The sequence below is a fragment of the Halalkalicoccus paucihalophilus genome, from assembly GCF_001593955.1.
GTDB lineage: Archaea > Halobacteriota > Halobacteria > Halobacteriales > Halalkalicoccaceae > Halalkalicoccus > Halalkalicoccus paucihalophilus.
Map to the genome: position 1 here is coordinate 550,457 of NZ_LTAZ01000004.1, position 14,845 is coordinate 565,301.

15 protein-coding genes are annotated in these 14,845 nt (G+C 66.6%); 6 read left to right on the forward strand and 9 right to left on the reverse strand.

Annotation, left to right across the window (positions count from 1 at the left end):
• Nucleotides 1-17: 17 nt before the first annotated feature.
• Together HAPAU_RS07995 and HAPAU_RS08000 are read right to left on the reverse strand one after the other, a co-directional pair.
• The gene (locus HAPAU_RS07995) at nt 18-614 is read right to left on the reverse strand and encodes a HalOD1 output domain-containing protein (RefSeq protein ID WP_066381380.1); all 597 of its coding nucleotides are present in this window, start codon (nt 612-614) and stop codon (nt 18-20) included.
• 4 nt (nt 615-618) lie between these two features.
• Nucleotides 619-1,509 carry a DUF7504 family protein gene (locus HAPAU_RS08000; RefSeq protein WP_066381383.1) on the reverse strand — a complete coding sequence of 297 codons (891 nt, stop codon included), beginning with the start codon at nt 1,507-1,509 and terminating at the stop codon, nt 619-621.
• A gap of 152 nt (nt 1,510-1,661) precedes the next feature.
• Here HAPAU_RS08000 and HAPAU_RS08005 point away from each other — a divergent pair, with 152 nt between their 5' ends.
• The 6 genes from HAPAU_RS08005 (at nt 1,662) to HAPAU_RS08030 (ending at nt 8,615) form a co-directional block, all read left to right on the forward strand.
• A complete protein-coding gene (locus HAPAU_RS08005) occupies nt 1,662-2,363 on the forward strand; it encodes an SDR family NAD(P)-dependent oxidoreductase (protein WP_066381973.1) in 702 nt (233 codons plus the stop codon).
• Nucleotides 2,364-2,522: 159 nt separating this feature from the next.
• Complete coding sequence (locus tag HAPAU_RS08010) at nt 2,523-3,881, forward strand: sodium-dependent transporter (protein ID WP_066381385.1); 1,359 nt, start codon at nt 2,523-2,525, stop codon at nt 3,879-3,881.
• A gap of 126 nt (nt 3,882-4,007) precedes the next feature.
• Complete coding sequence (locus tag HAPAU_RS08015) at nt 4,008-5,570, forward strand: acyl-CoA carboxylase subunit beta (RefSeq protein ID WP_066381387.1); 1,563 nt, start codon at nt 4,008-4,010, stop codon at nt 5,568-5,570.
• On the forward strand, nt 5,567-5,842 hold the full coding sequence (locus HAPAU_RS08020) for an acc operon protein (protein WP_066381389.1): 276 nt from the start codon (nt 5,567-5,569) through the stop codon (nt 5,840-5,842). The genes HAPAU_RS08015 and HAPAU_RS08020 overlap by 4 nt, the downstream gene beginning before the upstream one ends.
• A 22-nt stretch (nt 5,843-5,864) precedes the next feature.
• A complete protein-coding gene (locus tag HAPAU_RS08025) occupies nt 5,865-7,691 on the forward strand; it encodes an acetyl-CoA carboxylase biotin carboxylase subunit (RefSeq protein ID WP_066381391.1) in 1,827 nt (608 codons plus the stop codon).
• Nucleotides 7,692-8,615, forward strand: coding sequence for a biotin--[acetyl-CoA-carboxylase] ligase (locus HAPAU_RS08030; RefSeq protein WP_066381393.1), 924 nt, complete (start codon nt 7,692-7,694; stop codon nt 8,613-8,615).
• 22 nt (nt 8,616-8,637) lie between these two features.
• Here HAPAU_RS08030 and HAPAU_RS08035 read toward each other — a convergent pair whose 3' ends face one another.
• The 7 genes from HAPAU_RS08035 to HAPAU_RS08065 form a co-directional block, all read right to left on the reverse strand.
• On the reverse strand, nt 8,638-9,084 hold the full coding sequence (locus tag HAPAU_RS08035; protein ID WP_066381395.1) for a universal stress protein: 447 nt from the start codon (nt 9,082-9,084) through the stop codon (nt 8,638-8,640).
• A 24-nt stretch (nt 9,085-9,108) separates the two neighbouring features.
• A complete protein-coding gene (locus HAPAU_RS08040) occupies nt 9,109-10,137 on the reverse strand; it encodes an amidohydrolase family protein (RefSeq protein ID WP_066381396.1) in 1,029 nt (342 codons plus the stop codon).
• Between the two features lie 34 nt (nt 10,138-10,171).
• Nucleotides 10,172-11,407: an HD domain-containing protein gene (locus tag HAPAU_RS08045; protein WP_066381398.1), complete on the reverse strand. Its 1,236-nt coding sequence runs from the start codon at nt 11,405-11,407 to the stop codon at nt 10,172-10,174.
• 43 nt (nt 11,408-11,450) lie between these two features.
• On the reverse strand, nt 11,451-12,740 hold the full coding sequence (locus tag HAPAU_RS08050; RefSeq protein ID WP_066381400.1) for an amidase: 1,290 nt from the start codon (nt 12,738-12,740) through the stop codon (nt 11,451-11,453).
• A 63-nt stretch (nt 12,741-12,803) separates the two neighbouring features.
• Complete coding sequence (locus tag HAPAU_RS08055; RefSeq protein WP_066381403.1) at nt 12,804-14,198, reverse strand: short-chain fatty acid transporter; 1,395 nt, start codon at nt 14,196-14,198, stop codon at nt 12,804-12,806.
• Between the two features lie 80 nt (nt 14,199-14,278).
• Nucleotides 14,279-14,518, reverse strand: coding sequence for a hypothetical protein (locus HAPAU_RS08060; RefSeq protein ID WP_066381404.1), 240 nt, complete (start codon nt 14,516-14,518; stop codon nt 14,279-14,281).
• A 42-nt stretch (nt 14,519-14,560) separates the two neighbouring features.
• Nucleotides 14,561-14,830, reverse strand: coding sequence for a hypothetical protein (locus tag HAPAU_RS08065; RefSeq protein ID WP_066381406.1), 270 nt, complete (start codon nt 14,828-14,830; stop codon nt 14,561-14,563).
• Nucleotides 14,831-14,845: the final 15 nt, after the last annotated feature.

The window sequence follows — 14,845 nt, forward strand, 5'->3', positions numbered from 1 at the left end:
ATCAAGCGAGACTCCCCTCAGTCGCCGACGTAGTACCACATCGCGTTGCCCTTCGCGACGTCGGGACAGGCACTCAGCCCGGGCTTGACGACGGTCTCCCACCAGCCGCCCTCGGGGATCGCGTACTCGCCCGGATAACAGGGATAGACCTCGCGGATGAAGTCGCTCCGGCGGGCGCTGCCTTGGTTTCTGAGGTAGGTGTAGGCGGCGAGTATCGCCTGTCGGCGTTCGGTCTGTTCGGTTCCGGTTCCCGGGATGTACCGGTCCATGACGAGCCGGCGAATCCGGTCCGGGACGTCGCGTTTCGGTCGGCGTGGACGATCGGTCTCGACGACGATCCCGCCGGTGTCGTCGATCTCGATCAGACAGTCCTTATACCGGAACGAAAAGAGGTCGTCGGCCGGTTCCTCGAACTGCGACCGAAGCGAGTCGGTGTCGATGACCGATTCCAGCGGCGGAACCAGATCCATCGGGGCCGTGTCCCGCGCGGCGGCGATGGCCGCGGCGACGGAGACGACTGGCGAGGTATCGGACGCGGGCGGGTGGTGCGTCTCATAGACGCTGCGTCCCTCACAGTCGTCGTCCGATCGGCCGATGGGGTCATCCTGTGACATGGGCCTAGTCCTCGCGTCTGTCCCTCCAGGCGAGAAGCGCGTCGACGCGCGTCGGTTCGACCGCGAGTTCGACGATCCGCGCCTCCCAGTCGACGTCTATCAGGCCGGAATCGGCCATCTTCGGTAGCCACGCGTGATAGAGGTCGATCTCGACGAGTCGCGCGTTCGCGAGGTCGCGACCCTCGGGATGGTGGGCGTTCTCGCTCGCGGCGACCCGCCCGGCGATCGTCTCGACCGAGAGTTCGCCCGCCGTTCGCAACGCCCGCAACACCCGCTCCTCTCGTGAATCGGCGGTGATCGCCGCCTTCCCTTCGGTCTCGACGACCCGATCGAACGCGTTCCCGATCAGCGAGAGCGTGTGGTCGTCGTGATCCCGCGGGTCGACTCGCGCGTAGGCGACCGCACCTGTCATGCGGAGGCGTTCGGTGAGCGCCTCGATAAAGGAGATCGTACGCTTGGCACCGACGTGTTCGATCACCGGCGTCAGCGATTCGAGCCAGATCACCGTCTGCTGGTCGGTGTGGAGCCACTCGGTGATGTACAGGTTGATCGCGGTGTAGAGTTCGGCGAGATCGCTCGGGCGCTCGACCGCCGTCAGCGGGAGGTCGACCGTCTCGTGGGTCGGCCGCTCGGGCGTCGCCGGATCGATCGGCGTCCCGATCCGGATCGCCCCGGTCTTGACCGGCAGTTCGCCGAGCTGCTGCTCGCAGGCGTCGACCCACTCAAGCGGGTCGAGGCGAGTCGTGATCGCGAGCACGTTCATCGCCCGCGGGTCCCGCTGGTCCCAGATCGGTCCCCACGTCTCCTCGGAGGGTCCACGGAGCAACACCGTCACCGGGCCCTTCTCGTCCTCCCCTATCCCTCCCGGTGTGACGGAGTGCGAGGTCTGCGTCATACTCGCCCATCGAGGGCGACCGGCAAGTAGCTTGTCGTTCGTCCGCCGGTATCGGCCGTCGAACAGGTCAGATCCCGGGATTCGCCGAATCGGGCGTTTGACCTCTGGGCTCACCGGTCGGCTTTATCGAGGTGGCCGTCGAATCGGGCGACATGTCCGTGACATTCGACTTCGACGGGCGAGCGGTACTGGTGACCGGCGCGTGTGGCGCGCTCGGCAGTGCGGTCTGTGAGGCGTTCGACGCCGCGGGCGCGAGCGTCCACGCAACCGACGTGATCGACGTCGAAAGCGAGGACTCGCTGCTCGATCCCGACCTCGCCGAGTTCCATCGTGGGGACCTCACCGACGAGGCCGACGTCGAGCGCGTCGTGGAGGCCGTCGTCGACTCGGCGGGCCGTCTCGACTATCTGGCGAACGTCGCCGGCACGTGGGCGGGCGGCCAACCGATCGACGAGACGGACGTGAGCGAGTTCGAGATGCTGATGAACGTGAACTGTAAGAGCGCCTTCCTCGCCTCGAAACACGCCCTCTCACACCTCAGAGAGACCGAGGGTGCGATCGTCTCGGTGTCGGCCCGTGCCTCCCTCGAAGGCGGCAAGGGCGACGGGCCCTACCGGATGTCCAAAGCCGGAATCAGGCTCCTGACCGAGACGCTCGCGGCGGAGAACAAAGGGACCGTGCGCGCCAACTGCGTCATGCCGAGCGTGATCGACACGCCCGCGAACCGCGAGATGATGGATCCCAAAGACGAATGGGTCAACCCCGCCGCCATCGCCGAGGTGTTTCTCGTCCTCTGTAGCGACGCGACGGAACCCACGAGCGGCGCGGCGATCCCGGTCTACGGCGAGGCCTGATCCCCTCGCTTTCCCGGAGTGTTTGGGCCGCCCACGAGCGTCTTCGGATCACATTCCTCCGCTTGACGGCGATTCGATTCGCTTCTGAGTGGGAAGAAATCATGTCATTTGCTTTCATGTATCGGTGGGTTTATAACCAGGGGTGCGAATGATGGCCCCATGTCACAACGAGAGACGTGGGCGACCAGGACGGGGTTCATCCTGGCCGCCGTCGGCAGCGCGGTCGGTCTGGGCAACATCTGGCGGTTCCCGTTCCAGACCTCGGCAAACGGCGGGGCGGCCTTTCTGGTCGTCTACCTCGCGGCGGTGTTGTTGATCGGCATCCCGGTGATCCTCGCGGAGTTCGCGATCGGACGACGGGCAAACGTCGACGCCGTCAAGGCGTTTCGCACCCTCGATCGCCCGAGTTGGCGGTTCGTCGGCGCGATCGGTATCCTCGCGTCGTTCTGGACGCTGTCGTACTACAGCGTCGTCGGCGGCTGGGTCACCCGGTACGTAGCCGGCAGCGTCACCGGCAACGCGCTCGCGGCCCCCGAGAGCTACTTCGGCGCTGTCTCGGCCGGTCTTCCCGCGATCCTCACCCACGCAATCTTCATCGCGGTCACCATCGGCATCGTCGCCTTCGGGATCGAACGCGGGATCGAACTCGCCACGAAGTTCATGGTTCCGAGCATCGTCGTCCTGTTGCTCGTGCTCGCGGGTTTTGCGGCCACGCTCCCCGGCGCGGGCGAGGGCTACGCCTTCTTCCTCTCGCCGGATTTCGGTGTGGTCGCCGAGAACTGGCAGTCGATCCTTCCGGCGGCGTTCGGTCAGGCGCTCTTTTCGCTCTCACTCGGTTTTTCCGTGATGATTACGTACGCGTCGTACCTCGGCCGTGACGACAGCCTCTTTGCGGACGGTCTCGCCATCGCGGTCACGAACACCTTCGTGGGGGTGCTCGCGGGGCTGGTCGTCCTGCCGCTTTTGTTCGCACAGGGCGTTCCGCCGGGCGAGGGTGGTGCCGGTGCCGTCTTCATCGCGATTCCGACGGCGCTCGCCGAACTGCCCGGCGGTGGGCTTCTCGGGCAACTCATCGGGGTCGTCTTCTTCGCCGTCGTCTTCATCGCGGCGCTGTCTTCTGCGATCAGCCTGCTCGAAGCCGTCGTCGCCTACGCCGTCGACACCTTCGGAATATCGCGCGCGCCGGCCGCTATCGGTCTCGGACTCGCCGGATTCCTGCTTGGAATCCCCTCGGCGCTCGATACCGCGTGGCTCGACTGGTTCGACGGGATCGGCGTCACCTTCTTCCTGCCGATCGCGGTGCTCGCAGTCGTCGTGTTCGTCGGCTGGATCATGGGCGACGAGGCGGTCGCTGAACTCCGTCGGGGATCGAACCTGACGAGCGCCGGGACGACGTGGCTGTGGATGCTCCGGACGTTCGTCCTCCTCGTCGTCCTCCTCATCGTCGCGCTCAACTTCAACGACCTGTTTCTCACGCCCGATACGGGCTACTACATCGTCCCCGGACCGCTCCAATAGGTCGGTCCGGAAGCGATCCCGAACGGTTCGGGCTCGGCGGCGTTCTCGCGATGGACGCACTCGATCGACCTGCGGAACGTTTTTGTCGGCGTCCGTAATGGGTTGGCGTATGCTGAATCGTGACGGATGGTGGTGGCCGTGACCAACGACGACGAGATCGAGGAACTCCGCGATCTGAAGGCGGAAGCCGAATTCGGCGGCGGCGAGGACCGGATCGAATCCCAACACGGGAAGGGCAAGATGACCGCCAGAGAGCGCATCGAGTACTTCCTCGACGAGGGGACCTTCCACGAGTTCGACCAGCTTCGAACCCACCGGAACCACAACTTCGGCATGGAGGAACGCAAGATCCTGGGCGACGGCGTCGTGACGGGCTACGGCGACGTCAACGGCAGAAAGACGTTCGTCTTCGCCCACGATTTTACGGTGTTCGGAGGCTCGCTGGGTGAGGTGTTCGCCGAGAAGATCTGCAAGGTGATGGACACCGCCATGGAGGTCGGCGCGCCCATCGTCGGGCTGAACGATTCCGCGGGCGCGCGCATCCAGGAGGGTGTCGTTTCGCTCGCCGGTTTCACGGAGATCTTCCACCGGAACCAGAAAGCGAGCGGCGTCGTCCCGCAGATCTCCGGGATTATGGGGCCGTGTGCGGGCGGGGCGGTCTACTCCCCGTCGATCACCGACTTCATCTTCATGGTCAAGGACACGAGCCACATGTACATCACCGGCCCGGGCGTGATCGAGACGGTCACCGGCGAGGAGGTCACCCAGGAGGAACTCGGCGGCGCGCGCACCCACGCGAACAAGACGGGCGTCGCGCAGTTCGCCGCTGAGTCCGAGAAGGCCGCCCTCGACGACATCAAGCGCCTGCTCTCCTACGTTCCCCAGAACAACGTCGAGGACCCCCCGAGGGTGGAACCGTGGGACGACCCCGACCGCCGGGACGAGGAACTCAACGGGATCGTTCCCGAGAGCCCGCAGAAGCCCTACGACATGGTCGACGTAATCGACGGGATCACCGACGAGGGGGCCTTCTTCGAGGTCGCCCCCGAGTTCGCGAAGAACATCGTCGTCGGCTTTTCGAGGCTCGACGGCCATTCGGTGGGCGTGGTCGCGAACCAACCACGGGCGAACGCCGGGACGCTCACCGTGGATTCGAGCATGAAGGGCTCGCGGTTCGTCCGCTTTTGTGATGCCTTCAACATCCCGATCCTCACCTTCGTCGACGTTCCCGGCTACATGCCCGGTACGGATCAAGAGCATCGGGGGATCATCCGCCACGGCGCGAAACTACTGTACGCGTACTCGGAGGCCACCGTTCCGTTGATGACGGTGATCACCCGCAAGGCGTATGGAGGAGCCTACTGCGTGATGGCCTCGAAACATCTGGGGGCCGATGTCAACTACGCCTGGCCCACGAGCGAGATCGCGGTGATGGGGCCACAGGGCGCGGTGAACATCCTCTACCGACAGGAACTCGAAGAGGCGGAGGACACCGAGAAACGGCGCCAAGAGCTGATCGACGAGTACAGAGAGGAGTTCGCGAACCCCTATACGGCGGCTGATCGCGGGTTCGTCGACGACGTGATCGAGCCCGCCGATACCCGCTCGCGACTCGTCGACGACCTCGAACTGCTGCGTTCGAAACGCGAGTCGGGGCCGGACAAAAAGCACGGCAACATCCCGCTATGAGCGAGGACGACCCCGGCCTCGACGGCGACGCCACGCTTGCGATCCCCGAGAGCGCCAGCGAGGACGAGGCCGCGGCGATCGCTGCGGCGATCGGCTCGCACCTGCGCGCTCAGGAAGCGGCCACCGGGGGCGAGCACGAACCGACCTGGGAGGGCGAACGCTGGACGTTCGCGGGCCGGATCGAGGGGTTGAGCGGACGGAGGGTCCGGGTACCGAACGGCGCGCCGACCGACCGATGGGCGGCAGCGGGCCGAACCGACAGAATGAGGTAATCCACTCGGAGATAGTTCAACAATGTTTAGGAAAGTCTTAGTCGCGAATCGGGGTGAGATCGCCGTTCGCGTCATGCGTGCGTGCGAGGAACTGAACGTCAGTACGGTCGCCGTCTACAGCGAGGCCGATACGGACTCGGGTCACGTCCGGTACGCCGACGAGGCGTACAACATCGGGCCGGCACGGGCGGCCGACTCGTATCTGGATCACGAGGCGGTGATAGAGGCCGCGCGGAAGGCCGACGCCGACGCGATCCACCCGGGCTACGGCTTCCTCGCCGAGAACGCCGAATTCGCCGAGAAAGTCGAGGAGGCGGACGGCATCACGTGGATCGGGCCCACGAGCCACGCGATGGAACAGCTCGGCGAGAAGACCAACGCCCGCCGGATCATGCAGGAGGCAGGCGTGCCGATCGTCCCCGGGACGACCGACCCCGTCACCGACCCCGAGGAGGTCAGGGAGTTCGGCGACGAACACGGCTATCCCGTCGCGATCAAGGCCGAGGGCGGCGGCGGCGGGCGCGGGATGAAGATCGTCCACGATCCCGACGAAGCCGAAGACCAGCTTCAAAGTGCGAAACGCGAGGGCGAGGCGTACTTCGACAACGACTCGGTTTACATCGAGCGGTTTCTCGAGAACCCGCGCCACATCGAGGTCCAGATCCTCGCGGATCACGTCGGCAACGTTCGCCATCTCGGCGAGCGTGACTGCTCGCTCCAGCGCCGCCACCAGAAGGTCATCGAGGAAGGCCCCTCACCGGCGCTGACGAACGAACTCAGGGAGAAGATCGGGGAGGCCGCGCGCCGCGGGGTGAGTGCCGCCGAGTACACTAACGCCGGCACCGTCGAGTTCCTCGTCGAGGAGGACGTAGAGCGCGAGGCGGGCGAACTCCTCGGCTCGGAGACGAACTTCTACTTCCTCGAAGTCAACACCCGAATCCAGGTCGAACACACCGTCACCGAGGAGATTACGGGCATCGACATCGTCAAGTGGCAGCTCCGGGTCGCCGCCGGCGAGGAGATCGGCTTCGCGCAGGACGACGTGGGGATCGACGGCCACGCCATGGAGTTCCGGATCAACGCCGAGAACGCCGCCAAGGAGTTCGCGCCCTCGACCGGCGGGAAACTGGCGACCTACGACCCGCCGGGCGGGATCGGCGTGCGCATGGACGACGCGCTCAGGCAGGGAGACTCGATCGTCACCGACTACGACTCGATGATCGGGAAGCTGATCGTCCACGCGAGCGACCGCGAGGAGTGTATCAGCCGGAGCCTGCGCGCGCTCCGGGAATACGACATCGAGGGGGTCGTGACGGTGATCCCGTTCCACCGGCTGATGCTCTCGGATAAGCGGTTCGTCGAGGGGACCCACACCACGAAGTACCTCGACGACGAGATGGACCGAAGCCGGATCGAGGAGGCACAGAAACAGTGGGGCAGCGAAACCGACGGCGAAAGCGACGAGGAGAACGTCGTCCACCGGGAGTTCACCGTCGAAGTCAACGGCAAGCGCTTCGCGGTCGATCTCGAAGAACGCGGCGCGCCCGTCGCAAGCGGGGGCGGTGGTGGCGGCGGCGCTCAGCCTCCCCAGCCGGCCGGGGGAAGCGACGCGGGGGCCGAGGAGGTCACCGCTGAGGGCGAGGAGGTCACCGCCGAGATGCAAGGGACCATCCTCTCGGTCGAGGTCGAGGAGGGCGACGAGGTCGAAAGCGGCGACGTCCTCTGCGTGCTCGAAGCGATGAAAATGGAGAACGACGTGGTCGCCTCCTCGGGCGGGATCGTCGCGCAGGTGCTCGTCGGCGAGGGTGAGAGCGTCGACATGGGCGATACGCTCGTCGTCATCGACTGAATGACGAGCCGGAAGGCGGTCCTCGACGCGCTGGCGACCGGGCCGGTTTCGGGTCCCGACCTCGCCGACGAACTGGGCGTTTCGCGAACTGCGGTCTGGAAACGGATCGAGGAACTGCGCGAGGCCGGTTTCGGGATCGAGAGCGGCGAACCGGGCTACCGGGTCGTCTCGGTCCCCGACTTCTGTGGTCCGGCCGTCGAGTACGGCTTGGAGGCGCCCTACCGGATCGAATACCACGACGCCATCGCGAGCACGAACGCCCGCGCACGGGAGTTGGCGAAGGCTGGCGACGCCGATGTCGTCGTCCTCGCGAACGAACAGACCGCCGGGCGGGGCCGTCTCGACCGGGCGTGGAACGCTCCGTCCGGCGGCGTCTACCTGAGCGTCGTCCTCCGACCCGAGATGGCGCCGATGGAGGCGCCCCTGCTCACCCTCGCCGCCGCGGTCGCGACGACCCGCGCGCTGCGCGAGGCGGGCGTCGATGCGGGGATCAAGTGGCCCAACGACATCCTCCTAGAGTTCACGGGCGAGAAACTCGTCGGGATCCTCACCGAGATGGAGGGCGAGGCTGACCGCGTCTCGTGGGTCGTCTGTGGGATCGGCGTCAACGCCAACGTCGATAGCGAGGACCTGCCCCAGGGCGCGACCAGCGTCCGCGAACAGGTGGGAGACATCGACCGGCGCGCCTTCGTTCAGCGGGTCATAGAGGAGTTCGATACCCTGAAAGGGGATCCTGACGCGATCCTCGACGGGTGGCGCGAGCACGCGATCACGCTCGGCCAGCGGGTGCGCGTCGAGACCTCCCGAGGGGCTGTCGTCGGCGAGGCCCTCGACATCGAGTCGCCCGGCAGGCTGGTGATCGAAACCGATGAGGGCGAGGTCCGGGTGCACGCCGGGGACTGTGAGCACCTCCGGCCGGTCTGAGCGGTCGGTCAAGCGGTCGGAGCTATTCGAGGTCCTTTTCTCGGACGCGGACGGTGAGGACGGGTACCGGCGAACCCCGGACGACGCGTTCCGCGACACTTCCCAACAGTATGCGGTCGATTCCACCCCGGCCGTGAGTTCCCATGACGATCAGGTCACAGCCCTCCTCCTCGGCGTAGCGGACGACCTCCTTCGAGGGCGTCCCCTCGATGAGGGCGGTCTCGACCGGAACACCCCGTCCCGCGGCGATCTCCCGGACGCGTTCGAGCGCCGTCTCGCCGTCCTCTCGGAGCATGTCGCTGACGCCCTCCCAGGAGGTCTCCATCGGGAGGCTCGCGAAGCTCGCGGTGTTGACGACGAAGACGGCGTGGATCGTCGCCCCGTGGACCTCCGCGAGCGCTACGGCCTGTTCGATGGCGCGCTCGACGCCGGCCGACCCGTCCGTCGGAACGAGAACCCTGTCGTACATGTGCTCCCTGTTCGCACACCGACCTTAACTGTGTTGCGCCGGGTGGATCACCTCGCTGACGTCCGCCATTCCTGCCCGGCGCACGACCGCCCGCACCGGATCCCGAACCCCGGAAAGGTTGTCCGAATCACCGTCGAGCACGAGCAGGCGCGCCTCACGGCCCTCCTCGATGGTGCCGGCGTCGATTCCCGCGATCTCCGCGCCCGCGCGGGTCGCCATCCGCAACACTGCCGGCGCGTCGAGATCGGTGAACTTGGCGGCGAACTCCATCTCGCGGAACATCGAGGGGCTGTTGAGCATGACGTTGTCCGTGCCGAGCGCGACGGTCGTTCGCCCCGCTAGCTCCTCGATGGGTGGCAGGCCCACGTTCGTGACCAGGTTGGCGCGTGGACAGCCCACCACGGGAATCCCCTCGCGCTCGACGCGATCCAGGTGCTCCTCGCTTGCGTTGACCATGTGGACGAGGTAATCGGGTTCGAGGTCCAGCGCGGGCACGATGTCGTCGGTGCGGTTCTCGCCGGCGTGGATCCCGAAGGGCTTGCCCGCCTCGCGGGCAGCCTCGCGCTCGCGTTCGAAATTCGCGTCGGCGGCGCCGCTGGCGCCGTAGCCGTCGCCGACCTCCAGGGCCGCCAGTTCGTCCCGCCCCATCGCGAAGGCATCCACCGGAAGTCCGTCGGCCGCTTCCCGAAGGACCGAAACGCCGTCGGCGCCGCCCTCGCGGAAGTCCATGAAGGCCGTCACGCCGCCCGAGCGCATGAACCGGATCGATCGCCTGATGGCCTCTACCATCTCCCCGCGGTCGCTCTCGCGGAGTAGGCGGTGTTTCAGCCCGTCTGGCGGGGCGACGAGTTCCTCCAAGGTGAGTCCCCGTCCCGCTTCCTTGGCGATGGAATCCCCGATGTGGGTGTGGGCGTTGACGAACGCCGGCGCGACGATCAGGTCGCTCTCGACCCGCTCCTCCTCGATTGCGGTGATTCGCCCGTCCTCGCAGACGACCCGTCCCTCGACCGGCGCAAAGTCAGGACCTCCGAGGACGGTCCCTTCGATGATCATACGGGATCCTGACGGTCGCGGGATTTGAACCCGGCTATTCGGTCCCGCCCGCACCGAAGCGATCCAGCGTCGTGTGCAGGCCGGGTCGCATATCGCTGATCAGCGTTCCATCAGTATCGAGTCCCAGTACTGCTTCGGTGGCGTGACCCACCCGTTCGGCGTCGTCTGCGGGTGCGTACACCCCGAGTCGCCACTGGTTGAGCTGGGACTGGCGCAGGGTCCGCACGAGCGGCGACTGCTCGTCCAGCCGGCGGATCTCCCCGCCAACCACGACGCGGGTGCTCGATTCGGTCATCTTCGGATACCCTGGCACGTCGAGGACCACCGCGTCGGCGTCGACGCCCGCCCGGTCGGCGATCGTCTCCTCGTACTCCGCGATCCGCTCGTGGGGGAGTTCGAGCAGATCGTTTGGGACGTCGCGCATCTCGGCCCACACCGCCCGCTTGAACAGGTCCCGGTGGGCGAGCCGACGGGCGAGCGGCGCCGTACTCTCGGTGGTTCGCAGCGCCACCAGCAGGTCGTGGTCGTCCATCCTCCGGAGGGTCTCGGGAACCGTCCCCGCCGCGATCAGGCGTTCTGCCCCTCGCCGCAGCATCGACTTGCCGATCCGGGCGACATGGTGGCTGTAGACGGTGGGATTCATCAGCGCGCGGGCGACCAGCAGGCTCTCGGCGCTCTGGACGTTGCCCTCGCCCAGTACGAGTTCCCCGTCGACGAACCGCAATTCTCGGACGAGTCGGCCGTGGTCGATCGTGCCGTAGGGCACGCCGGTGTGGTGGGCGTCCCTCACCAAATAGTCCATCCGGTCGACGTCGAGTTCGCCCGAGACCAGCCCGCCGTACTGGCCCTCGCCGTGGATGAGCCCGGCCACCCGGTCGGGATCGAGGTCGTGTTCTCGGAGGATCCCCGGGATCGCCGAGTCGGCGAACACGCCCTCGACGTCCTCGTGGTACTTGCCGGTGTGGCGCTCGATGACGTCCTCGACGTTGTGGCTGTAGGGGCCGTGGCCGACGTCGTGGAGGATCGCGGCGGCCCGAATCCGTTCGGCGGCCCGGCCCTCGATCCTCATATGCGAGAGCGCCTCGCAGGCGAGGTGATACACTCCCAGAGAATGCTCGAACCGGGTGTGGTTCGCGGAGGGATACACCAGGGAGACGGTTCCGAGCTGTTTGATGTGGCGCAGGCGCTGGACCGGGGGGGTGTCCAGCAGCGCACGGGCGACCCCGCCGACCTCGATGTGGTCGTGAACGCTGTCCTTGATCGTCTTCATACCCGATCTGGGTCGTCGTCGGGCTTAAACCGCCGGTCGACGGCTACAGCGCGCTCGCGATCCCGTCGGCCCAGCTCAGGAGGGACTCGTCCTCGCCGTAGCGTGCGACACACTGCAGGCCGAGCGGGAGGCCATCCAGTTCGCCAGCGGGAAGGGCCATTGCGGGTTGCCCGCTGTGAGTCCACGGGAGGTTCATCACCGGATCCCCGGTGGTATCGATCCCTTCGGGGGCAGGTCCCGGTGCGCCCGGACTGATCCAGACGTCGACCCCCTCCTCGCTCATCGTCCGCTCGACGGTCTCGCGGAGGTCGCCCCGTCCGGTCCGCGCTTCGCACAGATCACCGACGCCGACCGCGTGACCCTCGTGGATCAACTCGGCGGTCGCCTCGGCGTACCGATCCCCGTACTCGGCGAAGCGTTCGCTGTGCGAGAGGGCGGTCTCGGCGGCCACCAGGCGCTGATGGCGGGCGTTGATCGCGTCGATATCCCCTACCGGATCCACCCGTCGGACCTCGTAGCCCGCCCCTTCGAGGCGAGTGACCTGCTCGTCGAAGGCCTCGCGGGCTTTGCTTTCGGTTTGTTCGAGATACGATCCCTCGGGCACTCCCAGCGTCGGTTTGCCGACCGTCTGGGAACTCTCGGGCCGCCAGTGCTCGTAGAGGACGCTCGCGGCCAGCCGAGCGCCCGCGACGTCCTGCGTGAAGAATCCGACGTGATCCACGGAGGGTGCGACGGGAAGCACGCCACCGATGGGGATCCGCCCGTAGGTCGGCTTCAGCCCGACGATCCCGCAAAAGGCGGCCGGACGGATCACCGAGCCGATCGTCTGAGAGCCAAGCGCCAGCGGGCAGAGACCGGCGGCGACGGCCGCGGCCGACCCGCTGCTCGATCCGCCGGGGGTGTGGTCGGTGTCGTGGGGGTTGCGCGTCGGGCCGGGCTCGAAGTAGGCGAACTCGGTCGTGACGGTCTTTCCCAGTACGAGTGCACCGGCATCCCGCAGCGCGCGCACGCTTGCGGCCTCGGGGCCGGTCACCGTCTCCGGTGGGACCGTCGAGCCCGCTTCCGTCGGGAACCCCTCGACGTTGAAGATGTCCTTCACCCCGACCGGAACGCCGTACAGCGGTGGTCTGGTCGCCGGGTCGGGAAAGCGCGCTTCGAGCGCGCTCGCCTCGCGCCCCAGCCGATCCCACCGAGCGGGTTCGTCGAGCAGTGCTTCTATCTCGGGTTCGACGCGGTCGACTCGTCCCTCGAGCGAGTTGAGGTACGTCGATGGCTCCGTTTCGCCGGTTCGTAGCGACGTGACGGTCGCCGCGAGCGGTTCGTCGTGGATCATTCACGAAACGAGGAGTGGTCGTCGCTTAATACTGACCATCGGTGACAGGGGACGGAGACGGGGTCAGTAGGGCAGGAAGTAGAGTCCAACGGCGATCACGGGCGCGAGCGCGACCATGACGATCAGGGTGTATCCGAGGATGTCCCGTGCGTCGACCTTGGTGATGCCCAAAAGTGGGATGGCCCAGAACGGCTGAAACATATTGGTCCACATGTCGCCGGCGCCGTAGGCGATGATCGCCTGTCCGGGTTCGACCCCGAGTTCGATCGCGGTCTCGCCGACGATCCCGCCGATAATCCCCCACTCGCCGCCGCCGCTGGGGACGAAGATGTTCATGACGCCGCCGAGGAGCCACGCCACCACCGGGAACGTCGCCGGCGTGGCGACATCGAGGAGGACCGACGCGATCAGATCGGAGAGGCCGGAGTTCGCGATGATCCCGAGGATCCCGGCGTAGAAGGGAAACTGCAGGATGATGCCCGCTGAGCTCTCGGTAGCGTTCCGGATCGCCCCCATGTAGGCCGTCGGCGTGCCGTAGAGGAAGAGTCCGACCGCGATGAACGCGAAGTTGAAGACGTTCAGATCGAGGGCCTCGCCGATACCCGCCGTCGCGAAGTGCTGAACGACGTAAACGAGCATCCCCGTCCCGACGAGGTAGGCGATCACTCGGCTCTCGTTGAGCCGTTCGGAGGGCGTCCGAGCGACCGTCTCGCCGCCGTCGGTCGCTGCGGGTCGATCGGATTCGGGTCCATCGAGCAGTTCGGGCGCGTACGCCTCGATTCCTACGGCGTGGTCCTCCTCGGGTGCGAGAAAGTACATGAGCGGGACGACGGTGAGAAACACCATGACCGCGAGCCCGAACGCATACAGGGTGAAGACGCTCTCGGAGAGGGGGACGACCCCGATGACGTCCTCGAAGACGTGGCCCTCGGTCGCCGAGAGCAACCCGGCGCTGGTCGAGGGGCCGACGTGCCAGATCACCTGGCTGGTGTAGCCGGCTGCACACAAAAGTGGGTAGTGAAACGTCATCCCGCGTTCGAGCCCTGCGCGGGCGACGAAGACCGCGAAGATCGCACCGACGATCAGCCCGACCCCCCAGTGGAAGTAGCCGGCGGCCATCGCGACGGCCGCGACGAGCGCGGCCGCCTGCGAGCCACTCTCGGGTATCGAGGCGATCCGGTTCAACAGGCTGCTGACCTGCCGGGAGTCGGCGACCGCGTAGCCGGTGACGAGAATGAGCACCATCTGCATCGCGAACTCCAACAGCGTCCAGAACCCGTCGTACCAGTTGATGACGTTCGCGAGCGGGCCATCCGAGGTGAAGGCGAGCGCCGCGACGTAGGCGATCAGGGTGAGGCCGATCGCGAAGATAAAGGGGCTCGGAACCCAGCGTTCCGACCAGTTCGCGACCGACTGTCCGAGCCGCTGTAACGATCCTTGGGAACTGCTAGCAGACATATGGGCGATGCGAATCACGCCGGGGTGATAGCCGTTGTGTTTCTATCGCCCGCGTTCGGGGCGCTACCGGCGTGTCGGTTTCACCGATCGGCACGAAGGACGGTCAGTCCGAAGTAGAGCAACGCGAGCGGCGGGAGCACCTCGAACAGGAGTCCGCCGCCGAGCGTCGGGCCGCCGGCCGCCAGCCGAGCGATCCAGACGATCCCGAGGGCTACAGCGACAGCCGCGGGAGCGATCCGAGCGAGCGAACCGAGCGTTTCGGATCCGTCGTCGGCTCCGCTCCCCGCGTCGTCCCGGTCGGCACCGTCCCCGTCGGCCATATGGCGGGTACTCGCGGCGGGACCCTAAGTCGCTTCGTCTCACTACGACTCGATCTTCGCGACGATCTCGCGGGCCTGCTCTCTGGCCTTCTCCTCGCCGACGTGTTTCTCGATCAGCACTGAGGTAACCTCCCAATCGTCGCTCCCTTCGATCTTCCCGGTGCGAACCTCGCTCCCCTCCGAGACGGATTCGGCGGGCTCCTTCGCCCAGTCGGGGGTCCGGATCTCCTCGTACCGGTCGGGGTCCCGAAACCGGACGTGGACGTACTCCTCGTCGGTTTCGACCAGTTCGATGTCGGGTACGTCTGTCATAAGCGATGATACCAC

Bases quoted from the DNA above. Each gene is read 5' to 3' on its own strand.
- HAPAU_RS08020 (WP_066381389.1), top strand. From the start codon at position 5,567: ATGAGCGAGGACGACCCCGGCCTCGACGGCGACGCCACGCTTGCGATC.
- HAPAU_RS08055 (WP_066381403.1), bottom strand. From the start codon at position 14,198: ATGTCTGCTAGCAGTTCCCAAGGATCGTTACAGCGGCTCGGACAGTCG.
- HAPAU_RS08045 (WP_066381398.1), bottom strand. From the start codon at position 11,407: ATGAAGACGATCAAGGACAGCGTTCACGACCACATCGAGGTCGGCGGG.
- HAPAU_RS08015 (WP_066381387.1), top strand. From the start codon at position 4,008: ATGGTGGTGGCCGTGACCAACGACGACGAGATCGAGGAACTCCGCGAT.
- HAPAU_RS08010 (WP_066381385.1), top strand. From the start codon at position 2,523: ATGTCACAACGAGAGACGTGGGCGACCAGGACGGGGTTCATCCTGGCC.
- HAPAU_RS08025 (WP_066381391.1), top strand. From the start codon at position 5,865: ATGTTTAGGAAAGTCTTAGTCGCGAATCGGGGTGAGATCGCCGTTCGC.
- HAPAU_RS08040 (WP_066381396.1), bottom strand. From the start codon at position 10,137: ATGATCATCGAAGGGACCGTCCTCGGAGGTCCTGACTTTGCGCCGGTC.
- HAPAU_RS08050 (WP_066381400.1), bottom strand. From the start codon at position 12,740: ATGATCCACGACGAACCGCTCGCGGCGACCGTCACGTCGCTACGAACC.
- HAPAU_RS08035 (WP_066381395.1), bottom strand. From the start codon at position 9,084: ATGTACGACAGGGTTCTCGTTCCGACGGACGGGTCGGCCGGCGTCGAG.
- HAPAU_RS08065 (WP_066381406.1), bottom strand. From the start codon at position 14,830: ATGACAGACGTACCCGACATCGAACTGGTCGAAACCGACGAGGAGTAC.
- HAPAU_RS08060 (WP_066381404.1), bottom strand. From the start codon at position 14,518: ATGGCCGACGGGGACGGTGCCGACCGGGACGACGCGGGGAGCGGAGCC.
- HAPAU_RS08030 (WP_066381393.1), top strand. From the start codon at position 7,692: ATGACGAGCCGGAAGGCGGTCCTCGACGCGCTGGCGACCGGGCCGGTT.
- HAPAU_RS08005 (WP_066381973.1), top strand. From the start codon at position 1,662: ATGTCCGTGACATTCGACTTCGACGGGCGAGCGGTACTGGTGACCGGC.
- HAPAU_RS08000 (WP_066381383.1), bottom strand. From the start codon at position 1,509: ATGACGCAGACCTCGCACTCCGTCACACCGGGAGGGATAGGGGAGGAC.
- HAPAU_RS07995 (WP_066381380.1), bottom strand. From the start codon at position 614: ATGTCACAGGATGACCCCATCGGCCGATCGGACGACGACTGTGAGGGA.